The 21,264-nt window shown below is 61.3% G+C and carries 9 protein-coding genes; 3 read left to right on the top strand and 6 right to left on the bottom strand.

Features of this window, described 5'->3' with window-relative positions:
- On the bottom strand, positions 1-6,327 hold the full coding sequence (locus HMPREF2734_RS00865) for a DEAD/DEAH box helicase (protein ID WP_070568347.1): 6,327 nt from the start codon (positions 6,325-6,327) through the stop codon (positions 1-3).
- Between the two features lie 81 nt (positions 6,328-6,408).
- Between HMPREF2734_RS00865 and HMPREF2734_RS11710 the strand changes: the two genes are divergently transcribed.
- Both HMPREF2734_RS11710 and HMPREF2734_RS11705 read left to right on the top strand, forming a co-directional pair.
- The gene (locus tag HMPREF2734_RS11710) at positions 6,409-7,044 is read left to right on the top strand and encodes a hypothetical protein (protein ID WP_141750383.1); all 636 of its coding nucleotides are present in this window, start codon (positions 6,409-6,411) and stop codon (positions 7,042-7,044) included.
- A 183-nt stretch (positions 7,045-7,227) separates the two neighbouring features.
- Positions 7,228-8,646 (top strand): hypothetical protein, encoded by a 1,419-nt coding sequence (locus HMPREF2734_RS11705; RefSeq protein WP_141750382.1) that lies wholly within the window; start codon positions 7,228-7,230, stop codon positions 8,644-8,646.
- 335 nt (positions 8,647-8,981) lie between these two features.
- Here HMPREF2734_RS11705 and HMPREF2734_RS00850 read toward each other — a convergent pair whose 3' ends face one another.
- Positions 8,982-9,203 (bottom strand): hypothetical protein, encoded by a 222-nt coding sequence (locus HMPREF2734_RS00850; RefSeq protein ID WP_070568338.1) that lies wholly within the window; start codon positions 9,201-9,203, stop codon positions 8,982-8,984.
- 297 nt (positions 9,204-9,500) lie between these two features.
- Here HMPREF2734_RS00850 and HMPREF2734_RS00845 point away from each other — a divergent pair, with 297 nt between their 5' ends.
- Positions 9,501-10,712 carry a TRAFAC clade GTPase domain-containing protein gene (locus tag HMPREF2734_RS00845; protein WP_070568499.1) on the top strand — a complete coding sequence of 404 codons (1,212 nt, stop codon included), beginning with the start codon at positions 9,501-9,503 and terminating at the stop codon, positions 10,710-10,712.
- 1,338 nt (positions 10,713-12,050) lie between these two features.
- Here the strand turns inward: HMPREF2734_RS00845 and HMPREF2734_RS00830 are convergent.
- From HMPREF2734_RS00830 to HMPREF2734_RS00815, 4 genes are all read right to left on the bottom strand, one after another.
- Positions 12,051-16,622, bottom strand: coding sequence for an Eco57I restriction-modification methylase domain-containing protein (locus HMPREF2734_RS00830; protein WP_070568332.1), 4,572 nt, complete (start codon positions 16,620-16,622; stop codon positions 12,051-12,053).
- Positions 16,623-16,626: 4 nt separating this feature from the next.
- Entirely contained in the window at positions 16,627-19,509 is a 2,883-nt protein-coding gene (locus HMPREF2734_RS00825) for a DEAD/DEAH box helicase (protein ID WP_083307994.1), read from the bottom strand.
- A gap of 114 nt (positions 19,510-19,623) precedes the next feature.
- A complete protein-coding gene (locus tag HMPREF2734_RS00820; protein ID WP_070568330.1) occupies positions 19,624-20,169 on the bottom strand; it encodes a hypothetical protein in 546 nt (181 codons plus the stop codon).
- Between the two features lie 64 nt (positions 20,170-20,233).
- Positions 20,234-21,220 carry an ImmA/IrrE family metallo-endopeptidase gene (locus HMPREF2734_RS00815; RefSeq protein ID WP_070568494.1) on the bottom strand — a complete coding sequence of 329 codons (987 nt, stop codon included), beginning with the start codon at positions 21,218-21,220 and terminating at the stop codon, positions 20,234-20,236.
- Between the last annotated feature and the right edge of the window lie 44 nt (positions 21,221-21,264).

Here is a 21,264-nt window from a genome sequence, read left to right as displayed (position 1 = left end):
TTACTCCTTACCCAGCAGCGCGGCCGGGATCATCTCTGGCGAGAGTGTATCGGGGTACAGCAGCGTCCAGCCTTGCTCGCGAAGCTTGGCTTCCGCGTCGGTGTAGGAGGCGTCCTGCTCGATCAACAGTGCGATGCGCAGCTCGGTCCAGGACACGGCGGTGGGGATGGAGCCGATTTCCTCGCCGATCTCCTCGGTCGGCGCCGCGCCCGCGTCCACGAGGGCGCGCAGCGCGGCGGCCACGTCGGCTTCGTCCTCGAACTCCTCGATCGCCTCGGCCCACAGCCCACTCACCGCGGTCTCGACGGCACTTTGCTTCTCGACGACCTCCGGTTGCCCAACCATCTCCCCATCACCGACCGCAACAGTGACGGCGTTGTTGGCCAGCCACATGATGTTGGCGAAGCGCAGGAAGTCGCGCCAGTTGTCGGTGGTGATGGAGCCGGGTTCGGTGGCGTCGACGTGCAGGCGGCGCAGGGCCACCGCACCATCCGCCAGGGTTCCGTCGAAATGGACCTCGCTGCGGAAGGTCAGGCGCCCACCACCCGGGATGCGCGATGGGCGCAGCGACCCGCTCAGCATCCGCAGCAACGCCTCGTCCATGAGCGCGTACGAGGCCCGGTTCGGCTCCGCCAGGTAGGTAAGCAGCTGGGTAATGGGGGAGGCCTTGAGGAAAGCAATCTCGTTGTTGCCGATGCCCTCCATGTCACGCGCGCGTTCCTCGGCGTCCTCGCTCACCCACGTTGGTGCTGCGGCACCGACCTCCACCTCCTGCGCGAACCAGTCCAGGCCGGCATCGGTGACGTTCCACGGCAAGATCTGCTTGTCGGTGTGGTGCAGGCTGTTGCGCTTCTGGATATCCGAGGGGAAGCGGTAGTGCTGCGGGCTGAAGTGGAACGCGACGCCGTCGGTGTACACGGCCACCGGCCGCACAAGCGGGTTACGGCGGTGCTGGAAGAGGAAATCCGGGCGGGTGTAGCCGTAGTCGTGCTGCTCGCGCATGGACCACTCCTCACCGGACGAGAACGTGATGTGCCACTCCACACCGCCGGCGTTGGCGATGTCTTTGACGGTGGCGTGGCGCGCCTCCAGGGCCTCGCGCAGCATCTCGCGAAAGCGCACCTCCAGACTGGAGGACTGATCCAGCTGCGGCGCCTCCGTCTGCGGCTCCCACGCCACCTGCAGGGGATCGGTCTCTGCCGAGGGGTGGTCCTGGTTAGTCAAAATCGCACGCAGCGCGCGTTCCGCGGCGGCGCGGGAGGTGACGTCGATCTGCTGCCAGCGGGTGTACGGCAAGAGGCACTCGGGGCAGGCGAGACGCTCGTCGTCTTGGCAGGCGCACTCCGCGACCTTCGTAAACGCCTTTTCCAAGAGCCAGCGGACGTCTTCGGGTGAGGCGAACTGGGAGAGGTAGCCGGTGCCGCCGGGGACGTTGTCGTGCATGAGCAGCGCCTCGACGGTGCCGCCGCGGTCATCCGGCACGCGGACGGTAACCACACCCAGGTGGTCCGGGTCGCCGCCGAGCACCTCCTTGAAGCCCAGCTTGATCGCGGCGGTCAGGCTCGGGATGGTCGCCTTGTCGCCCGCGGTGAGCATCACCGGCACGTGCAGCAGCACGCCCTGGGTCTGCAGGGTGCGAGACAGCGCGACGGTGACGGACTCCTCCTCGCGGGCGTTGCGCTTCGGGCACCAGGGGCGGTGGTCCCACTTGGAGTTCGTGCCCTTCTGTGAGTCCAAGTGCCCGCAGTAGTTGCAGACGGTGAACATGGGCGCATCAATCTCCGCGTTAGCGAAGATGCGCTTCATCGCGGGCCCGCGGCCCAGGTTGAACCAGCTCAAGTTCACGTACCGCAGGTACTCCGCGCCGAAGCCTTGGGAGAGGAACCATTTGCCGCCGTGGCCGCCTTCCGGCACGGAGAAGCTCAGGGCGGTGTGGTAGTTCAGTTCGCGGCGGTCGTCGCGTGAGTCGTCGATAAGCGCATTGCCACGATCCACCTCCGCTGACACGCGGCGCATGCGCACCGTATCCAACACCTGGCCGTTGTCGGCGAAGGTGTCCGCACCGCAGGAGGGACACGCCCCGGCGGCGGCCCCTTCGCGCACGGTCTCGGCGTAGGAGCACTCGGGGCACAGACGCCAACGCTCGATGTCCGCGCCGTTGAAGCCGACCTCGACCGCGTCCACGGTGGCGGCGATGCCGCGGGCGTAGAAGGTGTTGCCCGGCGCGAGCTCGTGAAGCGCGGAGGACACACCGCGGGAGAGCTCGAAGGAGTCCGGGTCGATCTGCATGGTGGTCGGGTTGAGCTGGGAGACCACCACGGACAACTCCACCGCATCATCCAACAGCGTGAAGTTGGGCAGCAGCCCGTAGCGCTCCATGGAGCTGATCCAGTGTTCGCCGAGCAGGATGTCGTTGAGGTCCTTGGCGGTGCGGTGGTACGCCGCCTTCGTGCTGCGCTTGTCTCGCTCCAGCTCCGCATCGGCGTTTTCGGTACCCGCATTCGGGTCCACCTTGGCGTCCAGCGCGCTCAGCTGGTCTTGGAGGGTGCTCAGCCGCGTGGTGAACGCCTTGACCTCGCCGTCCCAGAGTCTGCGGGTGCGCTCCATCTCGCCCGTGAGCGAGTCGGGCCCCTGCCCGCACGCCCACGCGCGCACCCCGTCCACAGTGGCCGCGTCCACGGGCCCTGCCACTGTGGCCAAAAACGCGTCCACGCGGTCCTCCACGCCGGCCGCGATGTCCTCGCCGAGCACCTCCACCAGCGAGACCTTGCGGGTGCTGAACACGTCGCGCGAAAACTTCACATCCAGGCCGCTGTTTCGAAACGACAGTGTGTCCACCAAGTACGCAGTGGTCTGCCGGCGCAGGATCTCGGTGGCGGAGAGGAACGCCGCCGGCGGCACCACGGTGCCCGCGATGACAGACAGCGGCTGGTTCAGCTTCGGCAGCATGCTCCCGCGGCCCTGCACGAACGCGAGCACCAGCGAGTTGCCGGTGAGACGCCCGGCGCGACCTACACGCTGCACGTACGAGGACACGGTGGTGGGCAGCGAGGCGAGCATGACCGTGGACAGGTCGCCGATATCGATGCCCATCTCCAACGTCGGCGTTGCCACCAGCACGTTCGGCGCGTTCGGTGCCTCAGCGCCGCTGCGGAACGCCCGCTCGAGCGCGAGGCGTTCCTCCTTCGGGATCAACCCGGTGTGCTCGCGCGCCACCACCGCGCGCGGGTTGGTGGAGGTGTACAGCTGCGAGTAATAGTTCGCCTCAATCGGCTCGTCTTCGAGCTCGCCGGGGCAGCCGGGCGTGGGGCACGGCAGGCCCGCGAGCAGCGAGCGCAGTTGCCTATCGACGCCCAACGGTGCATGACACACCCCACACTGCAACATCGCCGGTTCACCTTCACCAGCCACCACCACTTGCTGCGAGGCAATGGCGTACATCGTGCCGCCGGTATCCGTGGACACGGCCATGAGCACCTCGCGCCGGGCGAGCTCGCGGAACACGTTGGTGAGCACCGTCGCCGCGTCGTGGGCGCCGATCCCCAGCACCTTGGAGGTCCACCGCGCGTAGCGCCCGCGCGGGCTGCCCAACGGGGTCACGCCGCGGTCCTTGTCATCTACCGCCGGCCCAGAGCGCGGGAACTCCGGCGCGCCGCCCTTGGCAAACCGGCGCATGCCGCGGGCCTTGGCGTAGCGGTTGTGCAGGCGCCACGTGTTGCCGTCGTCCTGGAGGTAAGACTTGAACATTGGCGTGTACACGCCGCCGCGGGCACGCACCTGCTCCAACAGCCCGCGCATCCAGCGCAGCCGCACCTGCGGGTCGGTAGCGTCCACCACCTCGAACAGGCCGCTGTCGATGCTGCGCAGCGCCTCTTCCGCCGCCTCGAGCAGCACCGCGTCATCCACATCCACCCGCGGTGTGAGCGCACCGGTGGACACAAGGGAACGCGGCAGGTCCGCCTGCTGGCCGAACTCGAGCGCCGCGTCCAGCTCAAGGCGCTCCAGCACCGCCGCGGTGGCCGCGCGCCGGGACGCGTCGTCCGCGTCTTTCTCCCAGAACGCGCGGAACGTGGGTGTCTCCGCGATCTCCTGGGGCAGCAGCTCAAACCGCGCGCGCAACGGGTCCTCAGCGGCGTCTGCGCGCTCAAGGATCCGCAGTGGCAGCTGCGCCACAGAGACCTCACCTTGTACTCCATTGTCGGAGCTTGCGACGACGCTTCGCATCAACGCGCGAATGCCAAACGCGCGCGCCCTGGCCTGCACAAACCCCGCACGGTGCGCCGCGTCCTGCACCGAGTCCGCGAACACGAGGGTCTTCTTCTCCTCCTGCTCCAGCTGCGGCATGCCGAACAGGTTGGACAGCCCCACCGACAGCAGCGTGGCCACGCGCGAACCGATGTAGCGGATGGTGTCCGTCTCCCCGCATGACGGGCACACCTGCTCGCGGGCGTACTCGCCAGCGTCGAGCCCGGCGTAGGTAATCACGGGCACCGACAGGCCCTCCGCCCGCTCCCGCTCGTCCGGCTCACTCGCAGACAGCGTGCGGGTCTGCGTGTGGAACCACATCAGGGCCCGCTTGCCCTCGTCGTCGCCGAACTCCTTCATCTCCTTGCCGTCCTTGAGCGCCCGGCGGTACTCATTGGTGGCATCGATGAGAGGGCGCACAAGCTCAGGCTTATCGACGCTCGCCTTGCGGATCTCCCCGCCACCAAGCACCACCGCGTCCGTGCCGGGCTCCAGCGCCGTCATCCACCCGGCGCGCCCGCACTCGCGGCAGTAGATCGCTGGCAGCCACACCGCAGCATCGTCCCCGCCGAGCTGGCCGTCATCCGCGAAGCGAAACACCTCGCCGTCCTCAGTCGGCGTCACCGTGCGCTCGATGCGGGAGACCTCACGCAGCCACAGGTGCGTTTCCACACCCGGCAAGCGCTTGCCGCCGAAGCCGTACTTCTCGCCCGCCAGCGCACGCACGTGCGCGACCGCGGTGAGCAGGTGGGTGACAAACTCGCGTGCCGGGCCCTCCTTGAGGCTGCGCACCACAATCTCGCCGAGCACCGCCGCCGGCACCGTCGTTTCCTTCTCACCCTCGCGCTCGATAAGGGGAGCCGCGTTCTTCGCCGCCTCCAGCAGCGCCCGGGTCAGAGGGTGAACCGCGTACGCCGCAATGATCTCTTCCAGCGTCTCGCCGGCATCCCACAGCTGCGTGCGGAAGACCTCGAGCACCGCGTCCGCGTAGTCGCGGCCCGAGGCATCGTCCGCGATCGTGCTGTTGATCTGCTTGATCTGGTCGATGTCCGGCAGCGGTGTAGGGGAGTGGCTCCCGAATGTCTCCGCGATCTCGTCGACCCACTGCTCGTACGTCAGCGTGCGCTCGCCGACCAGCGCGTCCGCGCTGAACTGCTCCCCGAAAATCGTGCCCGCGAAGTCCAGCACCTTCTGCGTGTCGTCTTTGCCGCCAAGCGTTGCCGACGTCGCCACCGGCGTGACCCGCCCCAGCGGATTGGATGCGTACTCACCGAGGAACCCCTCCGGCTGGTGGGCTTTGAGCATCAGCCCCAACCGACGAAGCAGCAGTGCCACGTCCGTGCCCTGGGCGCCGTCGTACGTGTGAAACTCATCCAGCACCAGGTACTGCAACGATGTTGCCGAGCGCTTCCAGATCTCCCGATCCTCTTCACGCAACAGCAGCTGGTCCAACATCTTGTAGTTGGTCAGCAAAATGTCCGGCGGATCCGCGCGCATCTGGTCACGGTCAGTGATCAGCGAATCCCGCGTGACCTTGCGGACGGTACCCTCCGACTCACCCGTGTAAATACCCGCCGTCACCCCAGCCAGCGCCGGCTCGCTGGTGAGCAGCTTGGCCAAACGGTCCGCCTGGTCGTTCGCCAACGCGTTCATGGGATACAGCAACAGCGCCTTGGTGCCGCGTTGCCCCTCAGCGCGAGCCCGCGCCGCGTGGTCCAACACCGGGTAAAGGAAGGACTCAGTCTTACCCGAGCCAGTACCCGTGATCACCAACGTCGGCTCCGGGCGACGAGCACCCTGCTCATCCCGACTACGCAGGCGCCGGAAAGCCTCCGCCTGGTGGTGGTAAGGCGTGAACCATTCCGGCATCCAATCCAGAATCCCGTCCCACCCGATAGCACGCGCATACGGCAACCGCGTGCGCACGTACGGACCGTGGAACATCCCCCGCTCCGTGTCCTCCAAGAACGCCTTCAGCGCGTTGGACGTCTCCGGGTTCGCAAGCGAAAACGCAGTGGCCAAATACTCGGACACGCCCCCGAGGACGTGCTCCGATGCGTGGACGGGGATGAGGGTAGACACGAGGTTAACTTTATAAGTTTAAATTCGCTTCCATGCGATGCACGCCTAGCGGTAAACCAAAACCTCAGCTTTAGTTGTCTTATGGATATAGCTAACTTTTTCGCCATCGTAGGGGGCTTGTCGGGCTTGGCTGGCTTCGCTGTTTCCATCTTGGCTAAGCACGAAACTGCCAAATCGAATCAGCTCGCAAAAGAAAGTCAGGGGCTCTCTACTCGAGCCAATGAATTAGCAGCAGAATCGGTGCTTGTAGCTCGATCAGCTCACAAACTAGCGGTCGAAACAAATCAGATAAGCATGAGGGAAGAAGAGCGGAGATTAGAACAAAACTTAGTGACTTGGTCACTTAGCTTTCCATCTGATGCCGTCTGTCGAATCACTAATACTGGACAGCACGAAGCGTTCAGCGTTTCAGCTACGTCGACCATCGGAGACGAGCACATTAGTAAAGAAACCAACGTGGTTAAGCCTGGTGGTTACCTCGACTTTAGGCATGTCGATCTGTTACTGCTGATCCAAGATGACTTGGATCGCTATGAAACCGAAAAACGCAAGCATTACAGCCGGATGGACGAAGTGGGGGCAAGCACACCGTTCATAGGCACTCACTTGCCTCGAAAATTCAACGTCGAGGTTGCGGTTAATTGGCAAACAGAGCTGGGGGTACCGAAAGAGACAACTGTTACAGAATTGAACCATTCCTTTATCCGCCAAACATGATTCTAAGCGAAGACGGCCGAGGCCAAGCTGTCGCTCCTTGTCCGCTCCTCCGTGACAAGGTGAGGGGTTCCATCAGAGGACAGGGAAATCTATCGACTGAATGTGGTGCTATAGCCGCTAAAATGCGACTAAATCTAGGCCTGTACTTCAGGACGGAAGTAGCTGGGAGTTACACATCGATCAATGAGCGAAAAGAATACCCTTCACCCGGGGCAAAATAGGCGCGGCTGGGCGTTCACTGAAGATTCCGAGCCGATCGCCGCTTCGCTGTGCTGGGAAAAAGATTCAGCACAGCTGATTTTGGTATCCAAATACGACTACCCCAATAGCCGTTGGCCCGAAGCCCTAAATCCTCTGCACTCTTACCAAACTCCGCACAGTTTCTCTTTTGTAGATGACCTAGGGGCAGTTGAACTGGTCGACTGCCTTACTGTGCGCTTTACTCGAGGTGCAGGTTCACTCGAAGTCGAAAACTGGATGCTACAACCGAAGATGCTGATATTCGGCGGTAACGGAAAAACATGGTCTTCGGTATCCCGTGTCACAACGTACATTCCAATGCTTCAACGGTGGATGGGCCAAAGTGCTCACCTGGTGGATTGGGATTTTGTCGAAGCTGACGAAACTTGGCTTGCAGTTCAACTTTTAAAAGGACATACCGTAAGCACCTGCGGAAGCATTGAACATCGCATTGAAGTGCAGTCAAGAACCGAATCAGAAATACTTTCAAATTCGATACGGGCCTTCAGCATTGCGCGGATGACGACAGATCTCGAAGACTCCGCAAAGCGCGATGCCGCAATTGATGAGCATGAAGCTATTCTTGATTTACTATCAATTATTTACGGTAGGCAAATCGGATTTTCGAAACGCACTGTCGAGTCCTATGAAAACCTGATCCTCGACTTCAATGAGCAGGAGATCGCCCCAGAGCTCCGCAAATCCTGCGAAATCCTTTATCCTGTGACGGAGCAGGGGCTTACTGACTGCAAGGGGCTAACTTATACTGACGCGATTCTCAGATATCGACCAGAGAACGACGCGGTGTTCTCATCCTGGCTTGATTTCTGGTCGAATAACCGGCCCGGCGTCGCCGCCTTAAAGCGTGCGCTATTCGAATCGTCATCCTGGGAAAATCGCTTGGTGAATGCAGCTGTGGCCTTTGAAGAGTTCGGGCACCGAATCGAGGGTAGGGCTGACTATCGTACAAACGCAGACAACTTCCCCACCTACGTCAAGCGGGTGTGTCTAGATATGCCTCGTATAGCCATGATGAGGCCCGAGGGTTGGGCCGCTCGCTTCAATCGCGCCTACAAAGGTCTCAAACATGCTGATAACGACTACCCAGAGTTGAGAGAAATAGTCGTCACGGCTGAGCAGGCGATAAATTATCTTCGTGCATGGTGTTGCTTTAAAGCCGACCCAGACAACCCCATCATGGATTACACCTGGCGAAACATGGTGGATTTCGAGGAGTTCGATAGTACCGCTGATACCCCGGATACAAACCACTGGGACGCGCTATTGAGCATGGAGGTTCTTGAAGTTGAGTTCCGACGGTTAGAGATGGCCAGGACCGACCAACATCGCAACGGGCGATAATTAGCGAAACTCTAGTCAACTGGCGGCACCTTTGCCGTCCAGTAAACAGCTCTTCTTTCGGCTGTTTCAAACCTAAGACCATTTGCCCGACATCCGATGCCTCCGCATCTGATCCGCCACCGACAAATCCACGCTGCTCCGCAACGTGGCGGACACCTTCACGATCTTCATTGTCACCCACGGTCATTTGCATCGAACAACCCTCCTGGCCAAACGCCGATTCACCGGCAGCTGCGCTAGGTGAATCATGCGCAACTTATCCGAGACAACACTCATCGAGTGGGAGAGCATCGATACGCGTGCTTCTCACCTCATCGAGAAACAGCTCAGCCTCGTCACGCAGATTCAAGTTGTCCCTCGCCCAGCAGCATCAATACGACGCTTAAATCGTCGTACAGGGCCCGCTCGGACCTATCCAGCATGCCCGAGTGGGCGAGCGCACGTAGTTCTTCAATGCTCGCAGAAGGCTGGCGTGTGGACTTGAGGAGAGCAGCGAGATAGTCCCGTTTCTTCTCCCGGAGTTCCTGGTTATTGGTGGTCTTAATCTCGATTGCCATGTTAGTCAGCTCAGCTCGTTGGGTTATCTTTTTTAAACCCGAATATTAGCCAACAGCGCGTCATCAACCTCCGCGATATAGAACGTTTGTTCCAATACGTTTCGTCCTGCTCGCACAGATCACCAACCTCGACGAGACCTATGCGCTCGTGCTCCTCTCCCTGGCGGGCGTTTAACCCATCCCCTCAAACCGCGCATACGTGCTCCTTCCAGCCCCTCTTCCGGCCGTTCCACTAGCCATCTGTACTGCCTCGATACGATGGAGCTCAAAGACCACCCACCCCACCAGGACACCCCAATGGCCCTCCCAAACATCCTCCCCAGCAACAACGCGACCTCCGATACCCAGCATCTCGCTGTTTTCGGCGAAAGCGGCAGCGGCAAAACGGTGCTCCTGTCGTCGTTCTACGGCCATATGACCGAGCCCAGCACCATTGCCAGCAGTGCCTACCGCATCACTGCAAAGGACGCGTCACAGCACGGCTCCCTCCGGCAGGTCTACCTCGGCATGAGGGATCTGAACCGCACGCCTCCGGCGAACCGGTTCAAGAAGAATTCTTTTGAGTTCGAGGTCTCCGTAAATCAGCCCATCGATCCGAAGGCGAAGAAGGCTCCACCACCGAAACAGGTGTCGCTCGTGTGGCACGACTACCCGGGGGAGTGGTTAGAGGAAACACCCGGTACTCCGGAAGAGAAGCAACGCCAGAAGGACACCATCGCGACACTCATGGGCTCCGACGTCGCACTCTTGCTTATCGACGCCTCACGGCTCACCACCGACCCCGACACCCAGGCGCGATATCTCAAATCCGTGCTCGGCAACTACCGCGAGTCGATCCAGAGGATGCGCGCAGACCTGGTTCCTGATGGGAAGCTCTTGGTGGACTTTCCGCGGATTTGGGTACTCACCCTCTCAAAGGCCGATCTCATCCCGGACCTCACCGCATCGCAGTTTGCCGACCTTGTCACCCTCCACGCCGCCGACGAAGTTAATCAACTCCGCTTCGATATCGGGCAGCTGGTTAAGGGTGGTGCAGTGGCGCTCGGGGAGGACTTTCTCCGGCTCTCTTCTGCGCAGTTCCACCCGGACCGCATCGACACCGATACGACTATCGGTCTCGACACCATCGTGCCGCTTACGCTGCTGCTTCCGATCAGCCACTTCGCACGCTGGGAGGAACGCAAGATCTTGCCCGCCCGCAAAGCCCATCAGACGTTGGTGAAGTTCACGGAACTTACCGGCAAGCACAGGCTTGGTCCAAAGGCCCTAGCTGGAAAGGCCATTGCGAACCCACTGCTGAAAAAGTTTCCGGGAATGAAGCACATAAATAGCATCGCCAAGTTGGCCGCATTCCTCAGCGCTGCGGCGCTACTTGGATCGGATCAATTGAAGCGCCTCGAAGAGAACGCGAAGGCGAAACATGAGTACCTCCAGGCAGCACTTCTCAATTTCGAAGCCACGCTCGCTCAGGCAGAAGAACAAGGCGTCTTGGTCAGGAGACGGGCGTGAGATTTATCTGGGCGACCCGAGGCAGGGACTGGGGTTTCAAGTTTCTCCGTGATGGCGGGTTTTCAGACCCGCTACCTATTTACGAAGCTGCATTCGCAGGCACTGATCCATCGCTAACAGCTCTGCGTTTCGACGATCCCGAGGGCCGAACCGACCGTGCTGGGCGTGTCATCGAACACGACTTCGTATTCTTGGACGCACCAGCGCCCCATTCCCAGGAAGCGGTATGGCAGCTGGTCGCAGGAGAGTACGCGCGGTTGTACTAACGACGAGCCCCATCCGAATGAACCAATCAGCGGTAAGGTATCGTCCAGTTTCGTCGCGCCACGAATTTGAATGTCCACGACACGGAGCAGACATCAGCACGACCGAAGAAGAGTGGCTTCTTTGGAAATAGTTGTCCCCAATTGAATTTTCGTAAGAAGGCTCAAGCCAACCGGTCCGTCGTAGGTTTGCCCAAATCCGTTATCGCCAACTATCGAGATAGGAAGATGCTTGACACCAGCATCGCCGCTTGCACACAGTTTCTTTTACTGTACTGCGCTGCGGATACATGGTGTACCGAAGCATGCCGAGAATACTCGTACGGCGCCGGAAAATTCTGGTTCGGCCAGTATTCAGAGTGTGAGTTCCAGACTGGGAGCCACACTAGCGCCTCCCTCACAGTCAGCTCCTCGAATTCTTCGGGCACAGCCCCACTCCGTTTACGGTGACCCAATTTCTTTTTCATCCCTATATCCGTTTTCCAACAGTTCATTAGGAGTGTGTCCAGCACTGTGGTGAATAGGGCTTGCGCAGCTTTGGTGAAACCAGCGCGAGTAGCTTCTAACGCCTCCTCCACAAAGGGGCGAAGCTTCTCGACTGAGTTCGCTTTCGAAGCAGCAATTGCAGCCTCACAATCATCAAGAATCTGGGAAGAATACCTGTTTAGGAGAAACCGCCGCTTCTGAGTTGTGTCCGCCTCGATAAGTTGCAAAGCGATTCCTCCCCTCGGTACTCCGTAGATTGGAATCCCACTTTGTTCGACGAAATCAAATACATCCAAAGAACTTACGTGGTCGCTGTAGTCACGGAGGTTTGGCGGGAGAAGAGCAGTCTCTATAGATCTAGTGTGACCGCGAGCCGTAACCCAGTCGAAAATATCGAATACTTCGGTCCTCAAATTGCCGAGCAGTCGCTGTTGATACCCATGTAGCTCTTCAGCATGAGCTTGCCCGCCACTACTAAATGCGTTCCGGTGGATTTGCAGTTCAGTTCGTTGGAGCTCTCCAAAAACCTTTTCGACACTAAAAATCTTGCTACGAAGGTCTGACTCTTCTAAGACTCCTAAATTGATGATCACGACTCGTTAATAACCCCCTCAAACCGCGCGTACGCCTCCCGCATATCCGCCTCTCGGTCCAGCTGCCTAAACGGATACTCATACACGTACTCCACACCCGACTGCGGATGCGTCCACGTCCGATCCGCCACCGACAACTCCGCGCCGTCCTTCAACTTCGCGTCAGCCTTCACGATCTCCTTCGGCACCTTCCGACCATTCGCATCAAACCGATCCTCCTGGTCATAACGCCGCATCACCGGAAACTGCGTCCGATAAATCATGCACAACTCATCCGCCGTCACACCCAACGACAATGCCACAATCGCATCAATCTCCACCTGCGCAGCACGCCGCTCCTCATCCTTGCGCAAAGGCGTATCGACGCCCCAAGGTTCCCCCACAACCTCCTCCCACAACGGGGCATAGGCCTCGGTGAGGCAGTTGAGGCGGAGGAAGCGCTCCGCCAAATTGGAATCCCAAACTGTGCCGGTTTCGCATGGTGTTTGCTGAATTAACTCCGGCCAAAGATGCGACCCGACGCTTCTTACATAAAAGTCAACTAGCAATGACGACAAACCCGCACCTCCGTGAACAAGGGTTGCTACTTCTCCACTAGAAGGCCAAGCCGAGACTACGCCGTTGACATGGGTAGCCATCGGAGGAATGACGGCTGGATAGAGAGTTCGGAAACCGCTCGGAGCTGACATCTGCCGCCAGCCAAGCCGGTAGTGACTCCTGGGAGATTTGTTACCGCTCTGTGACTCCCGTTGATCGAAATCGGAGTCATAGCTCGGCTTGCCAAGACGATTCGGCTGATAGCCCGTGGCAGGAATGAAATCTTCAGTGATCGCTTCGAGATCGATAACCTGCCAATTATCTTTCTTCAGGCCCTCATCGGGCTGCTTGTTTAAGGGGTTTGAAACGCCGAAATGGGTGCCTTGCAGAATGACATCCGAATAACTAGCGGGATGAGCCCAGCCTGCCTCGAAGTATCCTTGCTGCTTTGCAGTTGTCTCGTTCCAGCCTCCCGAGAACCGCATGTTCAGTTCTCTAAATCGGTGGGCACTTGCCAGTTTATTTAGGACTTTCGCAGCCTCGCTGTTAACCGAATAGATCATCCTTGCTTCTTCCACATTGGTGCCCGGGGTTTCAAGGATGGAATGCCACGTAGCTAAGGTTCTGCGATCCACTACTTGAATTCGATCTCGATGCGGCGTGAGATCCCACTTTCCGTCTGAGGTTTTGAATGACGGGACCGGGCCTGATCCATCATGGCGAAAAGAGGCCTCTATCGTCTGAGGATGATGCGCCCCGCCACAATGTAAGAATCTGACAGTTTCTTTTGGCGCCCCGTAGACCGCAACATCGAAGTTCTTTTCATCCGTATTAATGTCGAAAAGACCCAATTTGTTGGTGAAATGCCAGTTGCGACGCAGTCGTCGATAGACCGCTCGTCGCAGGATAGTTGCCTTTTTCTCAGTCAAATGCGACTTCGGGTGGATTAAGGAAACTACGCCTGTTTTTTCGCGGTGGAGCCAAGCGCGTTCGATGAAGCCACGGTAGAGATCCGGGCGCTGATCCTTAAGGTGTGGGTAGTCTGAAATACTTCCCAACACCGCCGCCGTGGCAACTGATTCAGCTACTCCGGAGTACACAAGTTCACGAATCCGTGAATTGGTAATCAAGCGTTCCCGCCGTTCGTTCTTTACAGCCTGCGTTGGCTTATGAGCAAGCGCAAACCACGGATCGAGCTCCGCATAGAGATCGTCCATCTTGACATCCGGACGCACCCACGGCGGGTTACCCACCTGGAGGTCGAAGCCACCGCGAGCGAAAACGGCGGCGAAATCGAGATCCCAGTGGAAGAAGCCCTGCTCGGCTGCCACCGTGCGGACCGTGTTCAGCCAAGGGTGCCTCTCCAACACGGTCTCGATCTTGCGTGCGCCGGAGAGTTCGATCTCGGTGCGCTCGAGCTGTACCAGTTCATCCCAGCTGTCAGCGCGGCCAAGCTGTCCCTGCGCCGCATCACGGGCGGTGATCTCGGTACCCAGGATGTCAATAAAGGTCGCCAGCCACTCGTCCAGGTCCGGTAGCTCATCGGTGGCGGTGAGTGGCCAGAAGGTCAAGGCATTCCAGGCGTCCATGACCAGGCGCAGGCGCAGGTAGGCACCTTCGGCGTCGTGAAGTAGCTCCCGCTCGATCTGCTCGCGTCGGACGTTCTTGGCGGTGTACTCGGTCTCGCGGCCCCAGAGGTCGATGTCGCGGCGGATCTGTTCTTCCGCGATGCGCATCTTCGACAACGTGATGGCCCATAGGGATTCCACGCGTGCAGCGAGGTTGGTCAGTTTCTTCGCCTGCTCCTTGGTGGGGGCCTTTCCGGTGACAGACCGTCTCCACGCCTTCATGGCCTTGATCTCTTCGGCGGCCAACTTCTTCAGGTCCTTCGCGTCCGCCGCAGATCCCCAGGTGGAGGAGGGGAGGAGGAACTGGTGGATGCAGCCGGCAGTGTAGATGTCCTTGGGCTCGCCGGCGTCGATAGCCTCGGCCAGGTTTTGTACCGGTTCCCGGCGCGGCACGGCGGTGAGCCACTCGCGCTTCTTCAGCTGTGCGGTGGAGTAGGTGGAGCGCAGCGCACCGATGAGCGAGTTGCCTCGCCGCAGGTGCAGGCCGAACCACGGCGCCTTGAGCTGGCTGGTCATGGTGTCCAGCCAAAGGGAGATCTCGGCGAGCTCCACCGCGGTGGGGTTCAAGTCCACGCCGTAGACCTGGTGCAGGGCGATGTGGGCCTTGACCTTCTGCAGCTCAACGGCGCGGGTTTCGGGGTCGACCTGCGTGTCCAGCTCGTCTTCGCGCAGACTCAGGTACAGCTCTGCGAGCTGGCGCACGGCTTCCACGGCGAAGGCGCCGGAACCCATGGCGGGCTCGCAGATGGTGAGGCTGAGTACGTCGTCAGATGTTTCGATGCGCCCTTCTTCCTGAAGCACCTCGATGGCCTGGCCGACTGTGAACTCGGTCAGCACCTGCGGGGTGTAGAAAGATGCGGAGCGCTCGCGGTCGCGGCTGGACTGGCGGAACACGAAGGAGCCGGCCGGGTGCTCGCGGCGCACCTTGGAGGTGCCGCCTTCCTCCATCTGCTTGGTCTCCATGACAAAGCTGTCCTGCGGCACGGTGTCCGCGGCGTGGGTGGGCAGCACCCAGGAGCCCTTGGAGGCGTCGCCCTTCGGCGCGACCTCGTAGAGGTCTTCCTGGGCGATGAAGCCGTGGTAGGACATCAGGCCCTCGTAGACCTGGCCGAGCTCGGTGACACCCAGGGTGGCGTAGGAGATGAAGCCGCGGTCCTTGCCGGCCGAGACCTTCGACAGCAGCAGGTTCTGCAGGACGCGGGTGAGCGCGTCGTTGGAGAGCTTCACTTCGTCGATGAGCGAGGTGGCTTCGCGCTTGAACAGGTCCGCCTCCAGGTTGCGGAAGGTCAGGCCCTCGTTCTGCGCGTCCTCGTCGGCGCCTGCGGTCTCGAGTGGGTCGTGGCCGTCGTTGACCTGGATGAACAGCAGCTGCAGCGAGGCGTAGAGGTGGGTGCCCCGGCGCGCCTTGTCGGTCACGGGCGGGTTGAGGATCTGGTCGCGGAGGCGGTCCAGGCCGTAGCCCTCCACGTACTCCGGTGCGCCGGTGGGCAGGATGGCCAGCTCGGGGGAGGCTTCGGCGAACAGTAGGAAGAGGATGCGGTAGAGGTAGCGCAGGGATTGGTGCGCCAGCTCGTTGCCGTCGACGCCGTCGATGGGCAGGTTTTGCTCCCGGCGGCGGTTAAGAACGTCGTTGCCGATGATCTCGATGGACTCGCGCACCGCGTCGCGCAGGTCGCCGGAGACCTTCACGGCGTGCTGCTGGGATTCGTCGCGGGTCTCGGCCCACCAGGTGGTGCCGTCAGCGGCGCGCTCCAGGTTCTCGCGGGCAAGGATGACTGCGACGCGTTCGAGCTCGCCGGCCTTTTTGGTGTCGTTGCGCTCCACCGCCAGCTGCAGGTTCACGGCGAGGTAGCGGCCCAGCGGCCAGGACTCGCGCTCGGCGAGTACAGCCCAGGCACCTGCGAGCACCACGATGAACTCCGGAGGTTCGGCGGCGAGGAAGAGGTCGCCGACCAGCTTGGATACTTTGGCCTGCTCCGGTTCCTTGCCCTCTGCGGCGATGCCGCCGGTGACGGGGAGTGTGGTCAGGTCCTCCTCCGTGGTGTCCTCGTTGACCTCAGCGCTGATCACCACCAGAGTCCCAGCGTTGCCCACCCAGCCCTGGTAGGTAAACGTGTCCCCGGCGCGGGTGTAGCGCTGCGTGGTGGGGGAGCCGTAGCTGAATGCGGTGCGCACCAGGGCGTCGGTAGGCGATTGCGTCGCAAATGCTTGCTGGAGGTCGCCGCGCGCGGCTTGGAAGCGTTTGATGGGGGAGGGGGTGTTGGATTCCTCCTCCAACTGTGCCCACTCCTTGGTGCGGTTTTTCACGCGTTTGGTGAAGGATTCGCCCTTGGTCTCGTCGGTGGTGAAGTAGTGGTCGCTGATCCACTCATCGACGTTGATGATTGAGTCGTAGGTAGCCATTGATCTACTGCTCCTTCGGCAGGACGAGGACGAGCGGGCGGATAAGTTCACGGTCTGGTTCAAGCGAGGCGATCAGCGCGCGCTCCTCGGCGATGAGGTTCGCGGAGCGGCCTGCGCGAAGCACTGTCTGGCTGTCGTCTTTGGCGTGCTGCCACTGGTCCGCGCGGTCGATCCAGTACTCAATGCGGCTGGTTGCGTGGTTGCGGGCCGCGGCCATCATCGGCTGCAGCTGGTTGCCCGCCACCTCCACGGAGGAGGCGACGAGTTCCTGCGCGTTGTCGGGCAGGGTGAGCGTCTCCGGGTTGATGGCGTTCTCGGTGAGTCCGACGCTGCGTAGCCAGGCCACCGGGTCCTCGATGGTCTTGGGCAGCATGCCGCCTGCGACGGTGACGAAGGCGCGGGAGACCACCTGGCCGCGCTTGTTAGTCAGGGTTGCCATGAGCAGCACGGTGGGCATGTCCACCTCGCCTGCGATAGCGGTGATCTGACCGGCGGACAGGGACGCCAGGGCGCGGTCGGCGGCCCAGTCCGTCACCGGGTGCAGGGGGCCTAAGAAGTGGGCCTTGGGCCATGTGGAGCCGTCCTGGCCCGTGCGGGCATTGCGCAGAATCGTGTTGCCCACCGCGGTGTTGGTGGCCAGGAGGAACTTCTCGCGCACCTTGCGGTCTGCCAGGTAGTCCTGCGGCAGGATGTCCAGGCGGCGGCGCAGGTCCTCCGGCGGGGCGAGCTCAGCCACGCCGTTGTTGCCCAGCTCGTAGGCGACGCCGTTGGCGCCGAGGGGTTTCTCCGGGGCACCGTAGAAGGCCTCTTTCAGGGCATCTTCGAGGTAGCTGATCTCCGAGGCATACAGACTGGTGGTGTGCGCTGGGGTGGCGGTTTGGCCTGGGGCGGGGGTGTCCGAAGGGTCGTCGCTAAGCCCAAAGCCCGACAACCAGAAATCGATGAGGTCCTCCTCCGACTCCGCGTCGGTGGTGGCGATCTGCTCTGGCGTCTTCACCACCTCGTCGAAGCCGGCCTGGTTTTGGATGACCTTGCGGATCTCCTCTTCCTCGCCGTTGATGGTGTGCTTGCCGATGAGCGAGCCGACGTCTCCAAGCAACGCGTGCGCCTCGTTCTCGCGGTTGATCAGCTTGGCCAGCACGTGCAGCTCGCCCACGTAGCCGCCCTGCTTCGTGTCCAGCAGGAGCGCGGCGATCTGCGGGGGCTCCATCTGCCCGTAGCGGTCCACGCGGCCATTGCGCTGCTGAATGCGGATGAGTGACCACGGGATGTCGTAGTGGATCAGGTTGTGGCACAGGGTGTGCAGGTTCACGCCTTCCGACGCCACGTCGCCAGTGATGAGGATGCGCAGCTTGGAGTCCTCTCGCTTGAACTCGTCCACCAGACGCATCTGCTCTTCGTCCGAGAGCCCGCCGTGCATGACCGCGACAGCGCCGGCAGGCATCTTCAGGTCCTTGGTCAGGTGCTCCTTGAGCCAATGCAGCGTTGCCACGCGCTCCGAGAACACCACCGCGCGGGTTTTCTTGCCCTTGCCCACGCCGATGTCGTGCAGGTAGTTCACCAACGCGGCGTACTTGTTGGAGTTCTGGCGGGTGACCTTCGCATTCAATGCTTGGAGACGCTCCAGAGCCTCGCGCTGGTTGATGTCCGCTTGGGGGACGCGCTTGAGGCGGTTCTCGATGGTCTCGCCCAGCGCGGCGGGGGAGGAGAGGAACGCCTTGACCAGCGTCCACGGGAACAGGCGGTCCTGGGCCGGGTTGGTCTTAGCGTCTTCCGGGTGGATCCAGGTCTGCTCCAGCTCGCCCGCGACTGCGTTTTCCTCCGCGGATGCCACGACCGGGATGTTGATGGGGTCCTTGCGCTCCGCCCACTTTTCGCCGACGACGCTGGCCACCTCGTCGCTGTGGCGGTGGCGGCGGATGAGCAGGCGAGACACTGCGTCCTTATCGATCTCCCCGTTAGGCATCACCGCCGTTGGATCCAGCAGGCGCAGGATCTCCTTGAAGCTCTCCGGGTCACCGTTGTGCGGGGTGGCTGACGCCAGCAGCAGCGCCTCGGTTGTGGGGGCGAGGGTGCGGGCCAGCTCGTTGTTCTGGGTGCCCACGTTGGTGGCGTTGTGGATCTCATCGATCACCACCGCGTCCCAGCGCACCTTCTCCAGCTGCGCGCGGTACTTCGGACTCTTCAGCGTGTCCATGGACACGATCACGCGCGGGAAGTACGTGAACGGGTTGCGGCTGGCCGGCAGCATCTGACGCACGCGCTGGATACCGGTGGAGTCCAAGCGCACCAGCGGGATGGCGAAGCGGGACCACAGTTCCTGCTGGAACTGCTCCATGATGTGCTTCGGCGTGACCACGAGAATGCGCTCACCGCGTCCGCGGCGGATCAGCTCGGAGAGGATCATGCCGATCTCGAGGGTCTTGCCCAGGCCGACGGCATCCGCGATGAGGACACGGGGGCGGAGGTTGTCGTCGCTAAGCGCCTTGCGTACTGCGGTGAGCTGGTAATCCAGCGGATCCATGAGCATCTGGTCCGCCACCGAGAGCTCCTCCTGGTAGAGGGGCACCGGGGTCTGGCGCAGGGTGGTCTCCAGCCACAGGCGCGTGGTGCGGTAGCCGGGGGAGCGGTCCGGGACAACCTCCACCTTGGCGGGGTCGAAGACCTCCACGTCATCGATGGCGGTGTAGAAGCTCGCCGTGGTGTCGCGGACGTAATCCGACAGGCCGCGGACCTTGAGCAGGTACCCGTCCACGGACTGGGTGACGCTGGTGATCAGCCACAACTCATCGCGGACCTTGACCATGAGGCCCGGCGCGTAGGCGGTGGAGTTCGCCGCGTTTCCGGTGCGCGCTTCCTGCGCTGCTTCCTGCGTGGGAGAAGACATACTAGGCAGGTTATCCGGCGCGCCCGATGCGGGGGAGGTTTATATCGGACGGGTGTTTGAGTGGGGGATGGCGGAGGGATGTTTCACGTGAAACGGCGGCGATGGTTCCCAGAGCTAGCTTGCCGGCTGGTGGGTGTAGCCAGCCTCAGGTGTGTAAGTCCACTGCTCGTTGAGGTGGTCGATGAAGCTGATCTTGTCCACGCGCCACGTGTTGGCGTACACCACGGGCTTGAACCGCTCGTTTTCGTTGATGGAGACGAGGTTGCCCCAGCCATACTTCGTCGTTTTGTGCTCGATAAAGAACTCGCCCACGGGCAGTGCGACCATCTGGTGCGACTCGTGGCAGGTCCGCTCCTTGTCCTTGCACTTGACCTCCACCCGGAAATCCTTCACCACCGTCGCACGCGGGCCCTTGTTACTGATCACCACTCCCCACTGGTTGTCGTCCCGCTTCGCCCAGTAGGCATAGACGCTCATCGCAACCGCGTTGCGCCGTTGCTCCTCGTCCTTTTCGCGCTCCTCATCCTTGAACTTTTGGCTATCGTCGCGGGTCTTCTCCGCAAGCTTGTTGGCCTGCTTCGATGTCTGCAGGGCCATGGCGGCTAGTACTGCTGCGGCGACGGCCGCGATCGCCTCAATGAAAGAAATCAAAATGGTCATGCCGGTGACGGTAAAAGGCAAACACGGGTGCTGCAGGGTAAGTGGTGGCGCAGGGTACTTTGCCTTACGCACTCGCGAGCTTGGAGAGAGCAGCGTAAGTACTGACGCCGAGGTGGCGGGACACTTCGCTATCCGCAATTTGCCCACGGTTCCATGCACGAGTGATCGAGTCGAAGAAGCGGCTGCCTACGCGCGAGCGCACCATTGTGCGAAATGGGAGAGCGCCCCCGCTTTCACGCTTGTCGGATGGATGTGCTTCGTGTAACCCGGCCGCGTTTGTAGCTTTATCGCGTGTGTTGCGATCCGGCTCCACCGTCTCCGCCGGAGCGATCACCGCAGCAGCGAACCGGTTGCACCAACGCTCGACGTCTGCATGCTCAGAGTGATCAGAGATACCAGTGCGCCCAAGAACAACGTGGCCCAATTCGTGGGCCAAGCTGAACAACCGGGCAGTTTTGGCATCCGCGGTGTTAACAAACACCAAGACGTAGCCGTCGTCTTCGATCGTGAAGCCTCGGAACTCGCCGACGCTGAGCCTCCTCGAAGTGGCGTTCCCGACGATCGAGTTTCTCGCTACCAGGATTCCGTTTTCCTCCATGGCAGCAGCGAGCTCGGCTACTTTGTCGCTTCCCGAGAGTGGCTTGCCTCTCTCGACACCAAGATGCTCCCTAGTTCGCTCTGCCGTTTCAGCCGGATCCTGCTCGATCGTGGCCGAGGCATACATCGTCGGCGGTGCGATATCCTCCCCAGCAGCGAAATCAGCGTACCAAGCGAGCCTGTTCTGACTCGAGCGGATAGTCTCCCGCAAATCGGCACTCACGGTACCCATCGCCTTGTTCCCGACGGTCCGAAAGTCCGTCACACCCACTCGCTCACCCGACGGCTCATCCAACAGCAATCGGCCGAAAGGAATGCGGGCGAGCTTCGCGAGCTCCCTCGCCTGCTTCAGCGTTGGGCGAGCCTCACCCGAGTGCCACTGTGAAAGTTTGGGGAACCGCTTCTCCAACTCTGCTTCCGGCAGGCCAGTGCTATCCAGTGCCCACACAAGCATGTGGGGCTGGATATTGACCCGGACAGCACTCACCCCGACCGAAG

The organism is Corynebacterium sp. HMSC055D05 (genome assembly GCF_001810365.1).
Lineage (GTDB): Bacteria > Actinomycetota > Actinomycetes > Mycobacteriales > Mycobacteriaceae > Corynebacterium > Corynebacterium coyleae.
Note: the sequence above shows the minus strand (reverse complement) of the source record. Positions and strands in the feature narration are given on the sequence as shown.

Excerpts from the sequence above, each read along its gene's own strand:
- HMPREF2734_RS11710 (WP_141750383.1), top strand. The coding sequence starts at position 6,409 with ATGGATATAGCTAACTTTTTCGCCATCGTAGGGGGCTTGTCGGGCTTG.
- HMPREF2734_RS11705 (WP_141750382.1), top strand. The coding sequence starts at position 7,228 with ATGAGCGAAAAGAATACCCTTCACCCGGGGCAAAATAGGCGCGGCTGG.
- HMPREF2734_RS00850 (WP_070568338.1), bottom strand. The coding sequence starts at position 9,203 with ATGGCAATCGAGATTAAGACCACCAATAACCAGGAACTCCGGGAGAAG.
- HMPREF2734_RS00845 (WP_070568499.1), top strand. The coding sequence starts at position 9,501 with ATGGCCCTCCCAAACATCCTCCCCAGCAACAACGCGACCTCCGATACC.
- HMPREF2734_RS00830 (WP_070568332.1), bottom strand. The coding sequence starts at position 16,622 with ATGGCTACCTACGACTCAATCATCAACGTCGATGAGTGGATCAGCGAC.
- HMPREF2734_RS00825 (WP_083307994.1), bottom strand. The coding sequence starts at position 19,509 with ATGTCTTCTCCCACGCAGGAAGCAGCGCAGGAAGCGCGCACCGGAAAC.
- HMPREF2734_RS00820 (WP_070568330.1), bottom strand. The coding sequence starts at position 20,169 with ATGACCATTTTGATTTCTTTCATTGAGGCGATCGCGGCCGTCGCCGCA.
- HMPREF2734_RS00815 (WP_070568494.1), bottom strand. The coding sequence starts at position 21,220 with ATGCTTGTGTGGGCACTGGATAGCACTGGCCTGCCGGAAGCAGAGTTG.